The sequence below is a fragment of the Streptomyces sp. NPDC017991 genome (assembly GCF_044328075.1).
GTDB lineage: Bacteria > Actinomycetota > Actinomycetes > Streptomycetales > Streptomycetaceae > Streptomyces.
Genome location: NZ_JBIRGP010000003.1, coordinates 326,288 through 340,615 on the forward strand (window position 1 = coordinate 326,288; position 14,328 = coordinate 340,615).

Sequence of the window (14,328 nt, forward strand, 5' to 3'; positions counted from 1 at the left end):
GTATCGAGCGGAGCTTGCCTTTAGTTACCTAACATCCCTCTTCATCCCTTTCCTCCCCGAAATGGGTGATTAATGGGATGTCGCTCAATATTGCCGGAGCTGTAGCGGGGTCGACGTGAACAGTGAGTTCCCATGGACCACCACGACGAGCGCCCTGACCTGGACCACCGGATCCTCACGGCCCTCCACGCACGCGGCACCGGCCCCGGAGTCGCCGCCGCCGCACGGGCCCTGTCCCTGGCCGGTGAGCACGGCGCGCTGTGGCTCGCGGCGGGCCTCGCGGGAGCCGCCGCCGACCGGGAGCGGCGCCGCGCCTGGCTGCGCGGCACGGCCCTGACCGCGGGCGCGCACCTCGCCAGCATGGGCGTGAAACGGCTCGTACGCCGTCCGCGCCCCGGCCATGTCGAGCCGCTGGTCCGCACCGCGGGCCGGCACTCCTTCCCCAGCTCGCACGCCACGTCCGCGGTGGCCGCCGCCGTGGCCTTCGGAGCGCTCGGCGCACGTGTGGTGCCCGCGCTGGCCGCCGCGATGTGCGTGTCGCGGGTGGTCGTCGGCGTCCACTACCCCTCGGACGTCGCCGCGGGCGCCGCCCTCGGCGCGGTGACGGCCCGGCTGGGCGCCCGCTGGATGACAGGAGGCCGTGACCATGGCTGAGACGGCCCTTCTGGGAGGTTCGAAGAATCCGGGGAACGCCGGGAGCCCGGGGAGCCCGGGGAGCCCGGGGAGCCCGGGGAGTCCGGGAGAGGCACCGGGAAAACAGCCCGCCCCGCCGAAAAGGGGCCTCCTGAAGGGGCTCATCAGGACCGCCCGTCCGAAACAGTGGGTCAAGAACGTCCTCGTCGTCGCCGCCCCGGCCGCCGCCGGCGAGCTCTTCTCACGCCACGCCCTCATCCAGGTCGCCCTGGTCTTCGTGCTGTTCACGGCCTGCGCGGCGAGTGTCTACCTGGTCAACGACGCCCGCGACGCCGACGCCGACCGCGCCCACCCGGTCAAGCGGCACCGGCCGGTCGCCGCGGGCGTGGTTCCCGTCCCGGTCGCCTACTCCGTAGGGCTCGTTCTCGCCGTCGTCGCCCCGACCGTGGCCGCCTTCGTGTGCTCGCCGCTCACCTCGGCGCTGCTCACCGCCTACCTGGGGATGCAGTTCGCGTACTGCGTCAGCCTCAAGCACGTCCTGGTCGTCGATCTCGCCGTGGTGACCACCGGGTTCCTGATGCGGGCCATGATCGGCGGGCTCGCGCTCGGCATCCCGCTGTCGCGCTGGTTCCTGATCACGACCGGCTTCGGCGCGCTGTTCATGGTGTCCGCCAAGCGCTACTCCGAGGCCGTCCAGATGGCCGGGAAAGCGGGCGCCACGCGCGCGCTGCTCACCGAGTACACCGTCGGCTACCTGCGCTTCGTCTGGCAGCTCGCGGCCTCCGTCGCCGTCCTCGGCTACTGCCTGTGGGCCCTGGAGGAGGGCGGCCTGCCGCACACCGGCGTGCTGCCCTGGCGGCAGCTGTCGATGGTCGCCTTCATCCTCGCCGTCCTGCGGTACGCGGTCTTCGCCGACCGGGGCACCGCGGGCGAGCCCGAGGACGTGGTCCTGCGCGACCGCGCGCTCGCCCTGATCGGCGTGGCGTGGCTCGGCATGTACGGCCTGGCGGTGGCCAACTGGTGAGCGGGGCGCACAGCGCGGGAACAGGAGGCGCGCGCCCGGCGCCCCCGCCGCACGCGGCCCGACCGCGGCGCGGGGAACTGCTCGGCTTCGCCGCCGCAGGCCTCCTCGCGTACGCCGCCGACCTCGCCCTCTTCCTCTGGCTGCGCGGCCCGGCCGGGCTCGACCCGCTGACCGCCAAGGCCCTGTCGTTCGTGGCGGGCTGCTCGGTCGCGTACGCGGGCAACGCGCTGGGCACGTACCGGCACACGACCACGAGCCTGCTCCGGTACGGGATCTTCTTCGGGGTGAACATCGCCGGAGCCCTGGTGCAGTTGCTGTGCATCCTCGTCAGCCACTACGGACTCGGGTTCACCTCCCCCCGCGCGGACACCGTGTCGGGCGCGGGGATCGGCATGGCGCTCGCCACGGTCCTGCGCTTTTGGGGTACGAGGACATTGGTTTTCCGAGGCGAGGGCAGAGTCGGATCATGGACTGGCTGAAAAAGCTCCCCGTCGTGGGCCCGTTGGTCGCACGGCTGATGCTCACGCACGCCTGGCGCTCGTACGAACGGCTGGACCGGGTGAAGTGGACGCGGCTCGCCGCGGCGATGACCTTCATCAGCTTCCTCGCGCTCTTCCCGCTGATCACCGTGGCCGCCGCGATCGCCGCCGCGGCCCTCGACGAGAAGGGGGTGCGGACGCTTGAGGACAAGATCGCCGAGCAGATCCCCGGCATCGCCGAACAGCTCGACATCGGCGCTCTCGTCGACAACGCTGGCACGGTCGGACTCATCGCGGGCGCCCTGCTGCTCTTCACCGGCATCGGCTGGGTCGGCTCGATGCGCGAGTGCCTGCGCGCGGTCTGGGAACTGCCGGACGAGGAGGAGAACCCGATCCTGCGCAAGCTCGTGGACGGCGGCGTACTCGTCGGCCTCGGCGGCGCCGCGCTCGTCACGCTCGCCGCGTCCACCCTCGCGTCGACCGCCGTGGGCTGGACCGCCCGGCAGCTCGGCGTCGACGAGGGCGGCTGGGGCGGGGTGCTGCTGAGGGTGGCCGCGTTCGCCGTGGCCGTCCTCGCCGCCTTCCTGCTGCTCCTGTACCTCCTGACGCTGCTCCCCGGCGTCCAGCCGGAGCGGCGCCGCCTCGTCGTCGCCGCGCTGATCGGCGCCGCCGGGTTCGAGCTGCTGAAACTGCTGCTCAGCGGCTATATCCAGGGAGTCGCGGCGAAGAGCATGTACGGGGCCTTCGGGGTGCCCGTCGCCCTGCTGCTGTGGATCAACTTCACGTCCAAGCTGCTGCTCTTCTGCGCGTCCTGGACGGCCACGGGGCACAAGGAGGCGGCCGGGCCGGCCGGGACGGACGACTCCGCGGACCTCAGCGGCGGCGACGCATCAGCTCCGGCAGCGGCCAGCGGCGGTTGATCAGGAACACACCGGCGGCGAGCAGGGCGAGGACGCCACCGGTGATCGCGAGCGCGATGCCGACACCGCCCGAACCGTCCGTCTTCGACGCGGCGGCCGCCGTCTTCGGCTCGGCCCCGCCGTCACCGGAACCGCCCGCCTCACCGGAGGCGTTCGCGCCCGGCTGGGCGCCCGTGTCCGCGCTCTTCGGCGGCACCAGCTCGCCCACCGGGGAGACCTTGCCCGAGGCCTTGAACCCCCAGTCGAGGAGCTTGGCGGTCTCCTTGTAGACCTCGTCGTGCTCCTGCTTCTCCGGGTTCATGACCGTGACGAGCAGGACCCGGCCGTCGCGCTCGGCGACCCCGGTGAAGGTCGCGCCCGCGTTGGTGGTGTTGCCGTTCTTCACACCCGCGATGCCCTGGTAGGCGTCGAGGCCGTAGTCGCCGGTCAGCAGCCGGTTGGTGTTCTGGATCTCGAAGGTCCCGCGGGTCGTCCTGCCCTTCTTGTTCTTCTTGGTCTCGCCGGGGAACTTCGCGCGGACCGTCGAGCAGTACTCGCGGAAGTCCGGGTCCGTCATACCTGACCTGGCGAAGAGGGTCAGGTCGTACGCCGACGACACCTGGCGCTTCTCGTCGTAGCCGTCCGGGCTGACCACGTTCGTGTCGAGCGCCTGGAGCTCCTCGGCGCGCGCGTTCATGTCCTCGACGGTCTGGTCGACGCCCCCGTTCATCGCGGACAGGACGTGCACGGCGTCGTTGCCGGAGCGAAGGAAGACACCGAGCCACAGATCGTGGACCGAGTACGTCTCGTCCTCCTTGATGCCCACCATGCTGGAGCCCGTGCCGATGCCCGCGAGGTCGGAGGGGACGACCTTGTGCTTCTGCTTCTTGGGGAACTTGGGCAGCAGGGTGTCGGCGAACAGCATCTTCAAGGTGCTCGCCGGCGGCAGCCGCCAGTGCGCGTTGTGGGAGGCCAGGACATCGCCGGACTCGGCGTCCGCGACGATCCAGGAGCGGGCGCTCAGGTCCTTCGGGAGGACCGGCGCGCCGATGCCGAGGTTCGCCTGGGTCCCGGGCCGCGCGAGCAGGGCGCCGCCCACGGACGACATGTCCGCCGGGGGTGTGGCCGAGGGGCTGGCCGACGGGGTCGGCTTCGGCTTGTCCGCCGCCGAGGCGGCCGAGGCCGCGACGGCGGGCGCGGTGGCGGTCGCCGTGAGCGCGAGCGAGAACGACAACAGGGTGGCGGAAGTGACCAGCAAGGAGGACTTGGCGGTCTTTTTCATGGCGGGCACGGTCGAGAACGTACAGGGCGCGGGGAGGGAAGTCGCAGGGGCCTCCTCGCTGGGGCCCTTCCGGGCAGGGGCTTTTCCGCCACCGTGCCGGGTGTCGTGGCCGGACCCACCCCGGGCGCCGGTTCCGTTCGAGGACGGCGATACTGAACCCATGAAGCTCAGCCGTCCCCTCTCCTGGTTCCTGCTCGCCTTCGGAGTGTGGAGCTGGGTCATTTGGGTCACTTTCATCAAAAACCTGTGGAAGGACGGCAGCGGACTCGCCTTCGACGACGCGGGCGATCCGACCGGGTACTTCTGGGTGCATCTGACGCTCGCCGTTGTCTCCTTTGTCTTGGGGACGGTTGTCGGGGGCATCGGGTTGCGCGGTGTCCGGGCCTTGCGTCACACGTCGTCGTAACGCCGCACGGTCGTGACTCCGCGCAGTCGTGGCGCCGCACCGGCACAACGACGCGTCGCCGTAACGCACAACGTCATAACGTCATAACGGGAGAGTCGTCGCGTGGTCATCGTGTTCGTCGTGGTGGTGGTTCTGGTCCTGGCCGTGTTCGGGGGGCTGCACTGGTACCTGTGGCGCCGGCTGGTGCGCGACACGACAGCGCGGCCCGGGGTGTCCCGGCGCGTGGGCACGGTCGTGGTCGTCGGCGGGCCGCTGCTGATGTTCGCGGCGATCACGTCCGAGCGGACGGGCGCGCCGTTCTGGCTGCAGCAGGTGCTGGCCTGGCCGGGCTTCCTGTGGATGGCGCTGTCGATGTACCTGCTGGTGGCGCTGCTGGTCGGCGAGGCCGTGCGGCCGTTGCTGCGGAGGGCTCTGGACCGGCGTACGGCGCCCGCGGCCGAGCCGGTGACCGAGCCCGCGGTCGAACCGGCGGAGGTGCGCGAGGCCGCGCACGTCCCGGCGGGGGCGTCGGCGGCCGGGGAAGCACCGGCCCGGGAGGCCGGGCGGCCCTCGGAGGCACCGGCGCCCGCGCCCGCCGGCCCCTCGCGCCGGCTCCTCATCTCGCGGGTCGTGGGCGGGGCCGCGGCTGCCGCCGCCGTGGGCACCGTGGGGTACGGCACGTACGGCGTCCTGAGCGGGCCCAAGGTGAAGCGGGTCACCGTGCCGCTGGCCAAGCTCCCGAGGGCCGCCCACGGGTACCGGATCGCCGTCGTCAGCGACATCCACCTCGGGCCCGTACTGGGGCGCGGGTTCGCCCAGCAGGTCGTCGACACGATCAACTCGACGCAGCCCGACCTGATCGCGGTCGTGGGCGACCTCGTCGACGGCAGTGTGAAGGACCTCGGACCCGCCGCCGCGCCGCTCGCGCAACTGCGGGCACGGCACGGCTCGTTCTTCGTCACCGGCAACCACGAGTACTTCTCCGGCGCCGAGGAGTGGGTCGCGCGCGTACGTGAACTGGGGCTGAACCCGCTGGAGAACGCCCGCACCGAGCTGGCCCACTTCGATCTCGCCGGGGTCAACGACATCGCCGGGGAGGACGAGGGCCAGGGACCCGACTTCACGAGGGCCCTCGGCGACCGGGACCGCGCCCGGACGTGTGTCCTGCTCGCCCACCAGCCCGTACAGATCCATGACGCGGTGGACCACGGGGTGGACCTCCAGCTCTCCGGGCACACCCACGGCGGTCAGCTGTGGCCCGGCAACCTGGTCGCGGACCTCGCCAATCCGACCCTCGCCGGTCTGGAGCGCTACGGCGACACTCAGTTGTACGTGTCGCGGGGCGCCGGTGCGTGGGGGCCGCCCACCAGGGTGGGGGCGCCGTCCGACATCACGGTGGTGGAGCTGGCCTCCAGGCAGGCCTGAGGCGGGCCGTCCGACGCGGGCCGTCCTCCGCCGGCCGCCGACCAGCTGATTCCGGCCAGTCGGCGGGGCGTCGGCCGTGGCCGGTACGGCCCGGAACCTTCACATGATCCGGTGAACCGTGACGTGCGGGCGCCGGCCGGCGTGTGGCGTCAGGGGGCGGATCGCCGGTTGAGCAGTGCGGACGCGGGGGATCGGGGCACCCCTCGGACGGGGCGGGGTCCTCCGGTTGTGGAGCCCCGAGGGGATCGGCCCGCCGGGCGCCTGTCGCGTTCACGCAGGGTTGCAATTGCGTGCGTGACGCATCGGGTCCGCGTCACGCAGCATGATGTGACGGAGGCGTGCGGAGGGTGAGGAGCAAACGTGTTGAGACGCAACTCCTTCCGGCTGCCCCGGCACCCGGCTTCCGTCGGGCTCGCGCGGCGGCGGGTGCGTGACCATCTGTCGAACTGGGGGCACAGCGCGGGGGAGCAGGCGTTCGAGGACGTGGTGCTGCTCGTGTCCGAACTGGCGACCAACGCGGTGCGGCATGCGCCGTTGCTTGAACGGGAGTTCGAGGTCGCGGTGACCACGCTCGCTGACGGGTCGTGTCTCATAGAGGTCTCCGACGAGAGTGCCGCGCAGCCGCGGCTGCGGTCGATCGGGGAGTACGACGAGGAGTCGGGGCGGGGGTTACGGCTGGTCGACGGCCTCGCGACCGCGTGGGGGGTCTGGAGCCGGGGCCGCCACGGCAAGACGGTCTGGGCGCTGGTCCCGGCACCGCGGTAGCCCTCCGGGCGCGGCGGTCTGCGACCGACCGCGCAGTTCCCCGCGCCCCTTACGGGGCCGGCCCCGCTGTTTTCTGGCCTGCGGGCCGGTGGGGGCTTGTCGCGCAGTTCCCCGCGCCCCTTGTGGGGCTGGCCCCGCTGTTTTTGGCCTGCGGGCCGGTGGGGGTCGGCCGCGCAGTTCCCCGCGCCCCTGAAGGGCGCCTTTAGGGGCGCGGGGAACTGCGCGGCCCGCCCCCACCGGGGCCGCACCCCCGCGACTCACCTATCGCCCCCCCCCGGAGGGAGACTCACGCGCACAGCCCCGAGGGCAGCGTGATCGTCACCGTCAGGCCCGCCCCCGGTGACGTCCGAACCGTCACCTCACCCCCGTGCGCCACCGCAACCCCCTGCACGATCGCCATCCCCAGCCCACTCCCCGCACCCCCGCCCGCCCGGAAGAACCGGTCGAAGATGCGGGCGGCATCCTCCTCCGCCAACCCGGGCCCCTCGTCGACGACCCGCACCCGCACCACCCCGTCCGCCCGCTCCAGATCGAGGGCCACCGCGACATCCGCGGGCGTGTGCGTGCGTACGTTCGCCACGAGATTGCCCAGCACCTGCCGCAGGCCCGACTCGTCCGCCCGTACGAGAAGGGCCCCCTCGGCGCGCACCGAGACCGGGCGCCCCGGCTGCTGGGCCCGCAGATCCTCCGCCGCGTCCCGCACCAGACGGCTCAGGTCGACGTTCCGGAACCGCAGTTCGGGCTGCTGGTCGAGCCGGGCCAGGGTGAGCAGCTCGTCGACCAGGCGCCCCATCCGGTCGGCCTCCCCGGTCATCCGGTCCCACGCCCGCTTGCGCTCGGCCGGCTCCCGCAGCATGCCCTTGTCGTACAGCTGGAGATAGCCGCGGATCGCCGACAGCGGTGTACGCAGCTCGTGCGAGGCGTCCGCGACGAACCGCCGCAGCTGGGCCGCGCTCCGCTCCCGCGTCCGGTACGCCACCTCGACCTGCTGGAGCATCGAGTTGAGGGCGAGCCGCAGCTGCTCGACCTCCTGGGTGGGGTGGTGGCTGGACGGCACCCGGCGGGCCAGATCCCCCTCGGCGATCGCCGACGACGTCTCCACCATGTCCTCCAGGGGCCGCAGCCGCCGGCTCACGCTCAGCATCGTCAGTACGGCGAGCAGCGCCAGCAGCAGCACCCCGAAGAACAGGTCGAGCTTGAGCGCCTTGGACATGCCCTTGTGCAGCGCGTCGGTGGAGCCGGCGACCAGGATCACGGACCCGTCGGGCAGCGAGGCGCCGATCACCCGGAACGGGGAACCGTCCACCGTCACGTCACGCGGGTCCGCGTCACCGGTGAGCGCGCGGGGATCGTCCACCGCCGCGGCGAGCGCGCGCTGGTTCGAGGTCGGTTCGAAGGTGCCGAGCGTGAGGGCCCGGCCCCTGGAGTCGACCACCGCGAACAGCGAGTCCGCGTCCGGCGGGCCCTGCGCCTCCGGCGCCCTCCCCTCCCGGATGGCGGCCAGTGCGCTCAGCGAGTCGATCTGCCGCGCGGTCAGCTGCGTACTCTCCAGGGAGTCCCGCATCCGCAGGAGCTCCGAGTCGACCTGATCCAGCAGGTAGTACCGCATGCCCATCAGGCTCACCGCCGTCGCCAGGACGATGCCGAGTGCCAGCAGCGCCACATTGGCCACCGTCAGCTTGCCGCGCAGGGAGTGGATGCCGTGCCCGCGGCAGCGCCGGCGGATCACGCGAGCCCGTATCCGACGCCACGCCGAGTCGTGATCACCGGGGCGCCGAGGGCGTCGAGCTTGCGCCGCAGATAGCTGATGTACGTCTCCACGACGGTCGACTCCGCCGGGTGCTCGTACTGCCAGACGTGCCGCAACAGCTGCTCCTTGGGCACGATCCGGCCGCCGTTGCGCACGAGGAAACGCAGCAGCGCGTACTCGGTGGGGGTCAGCTCGACCGTGCGGCCCGCGCGGTGCACCGAGTACGTCGTCTCGTCCAGTTCCAGGTCGCCGTAGCGCAGCGGCGGGCGCTCGGGCAGGACGTCGGCGGGGCGGGTGCGGCGCAGCACGGCGGTGATCCGGGCGATCACCTCGTCGATGTTGAACGGCTTGGTGATGTAGTCGTCGCCGAAGGAGAGCGCGCCGACGATCTCCGTGGGCGCGTCCCGCGCGGTGAGGAACACCAGGGCCAGATCGGGCTGCTTCACGCGCAGTTCGCGGCCGAGCGCCCGGCCGTCCCCGTCCGGGAGCATCACGTCGAGGAGCGCCGCGTCCGGTCGTGTGCGCTCGGCCAGCGTCAGCGCCTCGCGGACGGTCCCGGCCGTCATCACCGCGAAGCGGTGGTAGCGCAGGGCGATGGTCAGCACGTCCGCGATGCTCGGCTCGTCCTCGACGACCAGCACGGTCGCCCCCTCGTGAGCGGTCATGCCCCCAGTATCGGCGCGACCACCGACAACGGGACCGGCTCTCCCTTGGGAGTTCCTTGTGAGTCATGGCCAGGTCATGTCCAGCGGCCCGCACCGCGCCCGATGCTGTGCCGCAGGACCTGGGGGACCAACCGATCGACCGAATGAACAACCAAGCGACTAAGGGGCGTTGAGGCGTGACGACATTGGCACGGTGGTGCTATCGGCACCGGCTGGTGGTCCTGATTCTGTGGGTGGGGGCGTTGTTGGGGCTGGGCTTCGCGGGCTCCGCCGCGGGCACGAACTACGCGGACACCTTCACCCTTCCGAACACGGACTCCACGCGCGCGTACGACCTGATGGCGAAGGCCTTCCCGGAGCGGTCCGGCGACACCGACACGGTGGTGTGGAAGGTCGACGAGGGGACGGCGCGGGACGCGTCCGTACGCTCCCGGATCGAGCCCGCCCTCGAAGAGATCGGGCGCATGAAGGGCGTCGGCGAGGTCAGCAGCCCGTACGCCGACCAGGGCGCCTCGCAGATCAGCGGGAACGGGCGGATCGCGTACGCCCAGATCACCTTCACCGAGCAGGCCAACGGTGTGCCGAAGGCGCTCGTGGAGGACGTCGTCGACACGGCGCGGGACGTCGAGCGCGCCGGGCTCCAGGTGGAGCTGGGCGGCCAGGCGATCACCCGGACCCAGGAACCGCCCAGCGGCATCGCCGAGACGGTCGGCATCATGGCCGCGGCGGTCGTCCTCTTCCTCGCCTTCGGTTCGCTCTTCGCGATGCTGCTGCCGCTCGTCGTCGCGATCGCGGCCCTCGGCACCGGCCTGATGGCGACCTCGCTGCTCAGCCATGTCACCGACGTGCCCGAAGTGGCGCCGCTGCTCGGCTCGCTGATCGGCCTGGGCGTCGGCATCGACTACGCCCTGTTCATCGTGACGCGGCACCGCCGGGGCATCCTGCGCGGCATGGAGCCCGAGGCGTCCGCCGTCACGGCCCTCAACACCTCGGGCCGCGCGGTCCTGTTCGCCGGCGGCACCGTGTGCATCGCGCTCGCCGGGATGCTGGTGATGAACATGCGCTTCCTGGACGGTGTGGTCGTCGCGACCTCGCTGACGGTCGTGCTGAGCGTGCTCGCCGCGACCACCCTGCTGCCCGCGCTCCTCGGACTGCTCGGCATGCGTGTGCTCAGCCGCAGGCAGCGCCGCCGGCTCGCCGCCGAGGGACCGGAGTCGGAGGAGGCGAGCGGACTCGCCGCCCGCTGGTCCGCGTACGTGCAGAAGCGGCCGCGGTCGATCGCCGCCGGGGCCCTGCTCGTGATGATGGTCCTGGCGCTGCCCGTCCTGTCGATCCGGCTCGGCGCCACCGACCAGGGCAACCACCAGGACTCCACGACCACCCGGCAGGCGTACGACCTGTTGGCCGAGGGCTTCGGGCCCGGCTTCAACGGCCCGCTCCAGGTGGTCGTGGACGGCGGTGACGCCGACGCGCTCGTCTCGACCATCCGCTCGACCGACGGTGTCGCCCAGGTGGCCGCCGCGCCGCCGGCCCGGGGCATCACGGTCATCCAGGTCGTGCCCACCACGTCACCGCAGTCCGAGAAGACGGACCAGCTGATCGACCGGCTGCGCGACGACGTGATCCCGGAATCCGGCGTCGACGCCCACGTGGGCGGAGTGACCGCCGTCTTCAAGGACTTCGCGGCCGTCACGGGGGAGCGGCTGCCCTACTTCGTCGCGGCGATCATCTCGCTCGGCTTCCTGCTGCTGATGGTGGCCTTCCGCTCCCTGGTGGTGCCGCTGACGGCGGCCCTGATGAACCTCATCGCGGCAGCCGCCTCTTTCGGAGTGCTCGTCGCGATCTTCCAGTGGGGCTGGGGCACGGAACTGCTGGGCATCGGCAAGGAGGGACCGATCACCGCCTTCCTGCCGGTCATCATGTTGTCGCTGCTCTTCGGGCTCTCGATGGACTACCAAGTGTTCCTGGTGAGCCGCATGCACGAGGAGTGGGTGCACACCAAGGACAACGCGCGCGCGGTCCGGGTCGGCCTCGCCGAGACCAGCCGGGTCATCAACTGCGCGGCCCTGATCATGATCTGTGTGTTCTCCGCGTTCGTGCTCAGCGGTGACATGGAGGGCGCGATGGCGGGCATCGGGCTCGCGGCGGCGGTCGCCCTCGACGCGTTCATCCTGCGTACGGCCCTGGTCCCGGCCGCGATGCACTTCCTGGGCAACTCCAACTGGTGGCTCCCCGCGGGCCTGGAGAAGCGGCTGCCGCACCTGGCGGTGGAGCCCCGTGAGGAGACGGCCGACGGGCCCCACGCGCGCGTGCCCGACGCCGAGACCGGCACTGACTCCGGGACTGGCACCGGCACTGACTCCGGCGCTGGCTCCGGTACCGGCACCGACGGCGGTTCCACCGTGATCCACGGCTTCGTCCGCACCCCGGACGGCGCGCCCGTCGAGGGCGCCGCGCTGACCCTGCTCTCCAAGGGCGGCCGTCAGCTCGACCGGGTGACCTCGCTGGCCGACGGCTCGTACATCGTCTCGGTCCCGTCCGCGGGCTCGTACCTGCTGGCCGTGACGGCCCAGGAGCACTCCTCCCGGGCCCGCCATGTGATGGTCGGCGCGGAACCGCTGGTGTACGACGTGGAGCTGGCGGAGGACGAGGTGGACGCGGTGAACTGACCGCGTGAAGCGCTGAAGCGGCGCTATTTCGCGGACTTCCTGGTGGGTTTGGCGGGATCGGGCAGCGCGTTCGTCATCCCCGGCAGGAAGTCCGTGAACAGTTCGTGCACCTCGCGGACCAGGGGCCGCAGTACGCGGAAGCGGGCCAGCGAGACGCCGAGCGAGGTGAGGCGGGCGCCGCGTTCGGCGAGGCGGTAGCTGCGCTCGCGGCCCTCCGTGCGGTCGAAGATCCAGTACAGGACCAGGCCCATCTGGGAGAGCCACAGCAGTTCGGGAAGCACCTCCCGCAGTTCCTCCGGGATCTTCGCCTTCGAACCGCTCAGCACCTCGCCGCAGACGCCGATGGCCTCCACGCGCGCGTGCTCCGACTCGGGCGAGAAGGGGCTGAGCGGGCTGTCCGGATCGGCGGCGTTCTTGAAGAACTGCACGGCGAACTCGTGGTACGGCGTCGCCACGTCCAGCCACGCCTTCAGGACACCGGCGATCCGTTTCTCCAGATCCCTCTCGTGGTCCAGGACCTCACGGACCGCCGCCCGGTGCTCCACGGCCATGCGGTCGTAGAAGCCCTGGATCAGGTGCTCCTTGCCCGCGAAGTAGTAGTAGGCGTTGCCTACGGAGACCCCGGCCTCCTTGGCGATGGCCCGCATCGTCGTCTTCTCGTAACCCCGCTCCTGGAACAGGCGCATGGCCGTCTCCAGGATCAGGGCCCGGGTCTGCTCGCTCTTGGCGGGCGTGCGCGGGGCGCCGGGGCCTTCGGCCCCGCCGGAGCTCTCGGGCACGGCGGGACCGTCCGGGCTGGGGGCACTGTCGTTCGCTGCTGGCACGGGACAGAGCCTAACGAGGTGGACAGGTGCCGCTGTCGCAGGCGGGCGGGTCGTAGGTCCACCCCACGGTCGGGTCGTACGACCATCCGTCGGCCGCGGTGTACGTACGCCCGCCCCAGTGCCCCTCCCGGCGGGCCCGCTGCCCCTCGCGCCACCTGGCCGCGGCGAGCACCGCGCCCCGCGCCAGCCGGGCCCCGGCCGGGGTGCTGAGCCGGTGGGCCATCGGGCGGTGGTCGGCGAGCGCCCACAGGGTGACGACCCAGGCGGCGGTTCCCCGGTAGACCTGGCCCGCGTCCCCGACCACGGTGATCTCGTCGAGCGTCGCGGCGTGGTCGAGCCCGGGGTAGCGGCGCCTGGCCTCCGACGACCCGGCGGCCACCAGCTCCAGGGGCACCAACTGCCGCTGCCATACGAGCCAGTCGCGCAGGAAGGCGCAGAGCGAGCACTCGGCGTCGTACAGGACGGTGAGCCCGCGGACCGGGACGCGTACGGCGTCCCGGTCCGGGCCTGCGGCGGTGACCACCGGGGTCACGCTCCGGCCGTCGGCGCGACCCAGCCCTGCGGCGGCACGGGCGGGATCTGCTCGCGCTCCATGACGCCCCGGCGGCGGATCCTGTTGAGCACGTAGACGTTCCCCAGGTGCATGGCGCCGAGCACCAGGAGCACCACACCGAGCTTGGTCGACAGGGCCTCGAAGACCCCGCGGGCATCGGCGATCTCGTCGTCCTGGTTCAGATAGAGCGCCACGAAGCCGAGGTTCACCAGGTAGAAGCCCACCACCAGGAGGTGGTTGACGGCGTCCGCGAGCTTCTCGTTCCCCTGCAGCACATCGGCCAGGAAGATCCGCCCGTTGTGGCTGAGCGTCCGTGCCACCCAGACCGTCAGCGCGACGCTGATCAGCAGATATATGACATACGCAACGACCGTGAGGTCCATGGTCCCCGCCCCTTCTCGACTGCACCACTGTCTTCTCGACTGCCTTCTTGAACGTGTTCAAAAGGCTGTCGAGAGAGAATGTAGACCTGTTTTTGAACACGTTCAAGTCGTCTGTGGGGGGCGCGGGTGTGACGTGCGGCTCAGCCGGTGCGGGCCAGCTCCGGCCGCTTGGTGTAGTCGGTGAAGCCGATGACGTTGCCCCAGGGGTCGGCGACCTCGACGGTCCAGCCGGTGGCCACGGAGAGGGGTGCGTCGAGGGGCTGGACGCCGGCGGCGGCGAGGGTGTCGGCCATGCCCCTGGCGTCCCGCACCTCCAGCCACACCCGGGGGCACGCCCAGGCCGGCGGCCGGTGCCCCAGTTCGTCCTCCAGCCGCAACAGCACGCCGGGCGTCTCCTTGCCGACCTTGAGCACGGCGATCCCGGCCTCGTCGAGCCGGAACCCGACCGTGAACCCGGCCCGCCGGTAGAAGTCCACGGCCTCGTCGAGGTTGCCGACGGGGAGGAGGACGTTGTCGAAACCGAGCAGTTCGTACGACTCTTCGTCTGACATGTCGTCAGATTAGGTGGTGGGGTGGGGGTGAGGGGGGAGGC

Annotated in this window: 15 protein-coding genes; 8 read left to right on the plus strand and 7 right to left on the minus strand. The window is 71.6% G+C overall.

Annotation, left to right across the window (positions count from 1 at the left end; translation table 11 throughout):
* Positions 1-132 precede the first annotated feature (132 nt).
* The 4 genes from ACH4DZ_RS09920 to ACH4DZ_RS09935 are packed head-to-tail and all read left to right on the plus strand — an operon-like array spanning position 133 to position 3,056.
* Entirely contained in the window at positions 133-654 is a 522-nt protein-coding gene (locus tag ACH4DZ_RS09920) for a phosphatase PAP2 family protein (protein ID WP_398286503.1), read from the plus strand.
* Positions 647-1,657 (plus strand): decaprenyl-phosphate phosphoribosyltransferase, encoded by a 1,011-nt coding sequence (locus tag ACH4DZ_RS09925; RefSeq protein ID WP_398286504.1) that lies wholly within the window; start codon positions 647-649, stop codon positions 1,655-1,657. The genes ACH4DZ_RS09920 and ACH4DZ_RS09925 overlap by 8 nt, the downstream gene beginning before the upstream one ends.
* A complete protein-coding gene (locus tag ACH4DZ_RS09930; protein ID WP_398286505.1) occupies positions 1,654-2,136 on the plus strand; it encodes a GtrA family protein in 483 nt (160 codons plus the stop codon). The genes ACH4DZ_RS09925 and ACH4DZ_RS09930 overlap by 4 nt, the downstream gene beginning before the upstream one ends.
* The gene (locus ACH4DZ_RS09935) at positions 2,124-3,056 is read left to right on the plus strand and encodes a YihY/virulence factor BrkB family protein (RefSeq protein ID WP_398286506.1); all 933 of its coding nucleotides are present in this window, start codon (positions 2,124-2,126) and stop codon (positions 3,054-3,056) included. Before ACH4DZ_RS09930 ends, ACH4DZ_RS09935 begins: the two co-directional genes overlap by 13 nt.
* On the opposite strand, the gene ACH4DZ_RS09940 is transcribed toward ACH4DZ_RS09935, so the two are convergent.
* Entirely contained in the window at positions 3,010-4,326 is a 1,317-nt protein-coding gene (locus ACH4DZ_RS09940) for a D-alanyl-D-alanine carboxypeptidase family protein (protein ID WP_398286508.1), read from the minus strand. The genes ACH4DZ_RS09935 and ACH4DZ_RS09940 overlap by 47 nt on opposite strands.
* Positions 4,327-4,477: 151 nt before the next feature.
* On the opposite strand from ACH4DZ_RS09940, the gene ACH4DZ_RS09945 reads away from it, so the two are divergent.
* From ACH4DZ_RS09945 to ACH4DZ_RS09955, 3 genes are all read left to right on the plus strand, one after another.
* Positions 4,478-4,723 carry an SCO4848 family membrane protein gene (locus tag ACH4DZ_RS09945; RefSeq protein ID WP_398286509.1) on the plus strand — a complete coding sequence of 82 codons (246 nt, stop codon included), beginning with the start codon at positions 4,478-4,480 and terminating at the stop codon, positions 4,721-4,723.
* Positions 4,724-4,825: 102 nt separating this feature from the next.
* The gene (locus ACH4DZ_RS09950; protein ID WP_398286510.1) at positions 4,826-6,127 is read left to right on the plus strand and encodes a metallophosphoesterase; all 1,302 of its coding nucleotides are present in this window, start codon (positions 4,826-4,828) and stop codon (positions 6,125-6,127) included.
* A 360-nt stretch (positions 6,128-6,487) separates the two neighbouring features.
* Positions 6,488-6,892: an ATP-binding protein gene (locus ACH4DZ_RS09955; RefSeq protein ID WP_398286511.1), complete on the plus strand. Its 405-nt coding sequence runs from the start codon at positions 6,488-6,490 to the stop codon at positions 6,890-6,892.
* Positions 6,893-7,178: 286 nt separating this feature from the next.
* On the opposite strand, the gene ACH4DZ_RS09960 is transcribed toward ACH4DZ_RS09955, so the two are convergent.
* Both ACH4DZ_RS09960 and ACH4DZ_RS09965 read right to left on the minus strand, forming a co-directional pair.
* Positions 7,179-8,618 carry an ATP-binding protein gene (locus ACH4DZ_RS09960; RefSeq protein ID WP_398287057.1) on the minus strand — a complete coding sequence of 480 codons (1,440 nt, stop codon included), beginning with the start codon at positions 8,616-8,618 and terminating at the stop codon, positions 7,179-7,181.
* Positions 8,618-9,307: a response regulator transcription factor gene (locus ACH4DZ_RS09965; protein ID WP_398286512.1), complete on the minus strand. Its 690-nt coding sequence runs from the start codon at positions 9,305-9,307 to the stop codon at positions 8,618-8,620. Before ACH4DZ_RS09965 ends, ACH4DZ_RS09960 begins: the two co-directional genes overlap by 1 nt.
* Positions 9,308-9,492: 185 nt before the next feature.
* On the opposite strand from ACH4DZ_RS09965, the gene ACH4DZ_RS09970 reads away from it, so the two are divergent.
* Positions 9,493-11,976 carry an MMPL family transporter gene (locus ACH4DZ_RS09970; protein ID WP_398287058.1) on the plus strand — a complete coding sequence of 828 codons (2,484 nt, stop codon included), beginning with the start codon at positions 9,493-9,495 and terminating at the stop codon, positions 11,974-11,976.
* 23 nt (positions 11,977-11,999) lie between these two features.
* On the opposite strand, the gene ACH4DZ_RS09975 is transcribed toward ACH4DZ_RS09970, so the two are convergent.
* The 4 genes from ACH4DZ_RS09975 to ACH4DZ_RS09990 all read right to left on the minus strand — a co-directional run bounded on the left by ACH4DZ_RS09975 (position 12,000) and on the right by ACH4DZ_RS09990 (position 14,287).
* A complete protein-coding gene (locus ACH4DZ_RS09975; RefSeq protein ID WP_398287059.1) occupies positions 12,000-12,755 on the minus strand; it encodes a TetR/AcrR family transcriptional regulator in 756 nt (251 codons plus the stop codon).
* Positions 12,756-12,810: 55 nt separating this feature from the next.
* The gene (locus tag ACH4DZ_RS09980) at positions 12,811-13,332 is read right to left on the minus strand and encodes a thiol-disulfide oxidoreductase DCC family protein (protein ID WP_398286513.1); all 522 of its coding nucleotides are present in this window, start codon (positions 13,330-13,332) and stop codon (positions 12,811-12,813) included.
* Positions 13,329-13,736 carry a hypothetical protein gene (locus tag ACH4DZ_RS09985; RefSeq protein ID WP_398286515.1) on the minus strand — a complete coding sequence of 136 codons (408 nt, stop codon included), beginning with the start codon at positions 13,734-13,736 and terminating at the stop codon, positions 13,329-13,331. The genes ACH4DZ_RS09980 and ACH4DZ_RS09985 overlap by 4 nt, the downstream gene beginning before the upstream one ends.
* A 140-nt stretch (positions 13,737-13,876) precedes the next feature.
* Positions 13,877-14,287, minus strand: coding sequence for a VOC family protein (locus ACH4DZ_RS09990; RefSeq protein WP_398286516.1), 411 nt, complete (start codon positions 14,285-14,287; stop codon positions 13,877-13,879).
* Between the last annotated feature and the right edge of the window lie 41 nt (positions 14,288-14,328).

Excerpts from the sequence above, each read along its gene's own strand:
- ACH4DZ_RS09985 (WP_398286515.1), bottom strand. The coding sequence starts at position 13,736 with ATGGACCTCACGGTCGTTGCGTATGTCATATATCTGCTGATCAGCGTC.
- ACH4DZ_RS09925 (WP_398286504.1), top strand. The coding sequence starts at position 647 with ATGGCTGAGACGGCCCTTCTGGGAGGTTCGAAGAATCCGGGGAACGCC.
- ACH4DZ_RS09920 (WP_398286503.1), top strand. The coding sequence starts at position 133 with ATGGACCACCACGACGAGCGCCCTGACCTGGACCACCGGATCCTCACG.
- ACH4DZ_RS09945 (WP_398286509.1), top strand. The coding sequence starts at position 4,478 with ATGAAGCTCAGCCGTCCCCTCTCCTGGTTCCTGCTCGCCTTCGGAGTG.
- ACH4DZ_RS09965 (WP_398286512.1), bottom strand. The coding sequence starts at position 9,307 with ATGACCGCTCACGAGGGGGCGACCGTGCTGGTCGTCGAGGACGAGCCG.
- ACH4DZ_RS09990 (WP_398286516.1), bottom strand. The coding sequence starts at position 14,287 with ATGTCAGACGAAGAGTCGTACGAACTGCTCGGTTTCGACAACGTCCTC.
- ACH4DZ_RS09935 (WP_398286506.1), top strand. The coding sequence starts at position 2,124 with ATGGACTGGCTGAAAAAGCTCCCCGTCGTGGGCCCGTTGGTCGCACGG.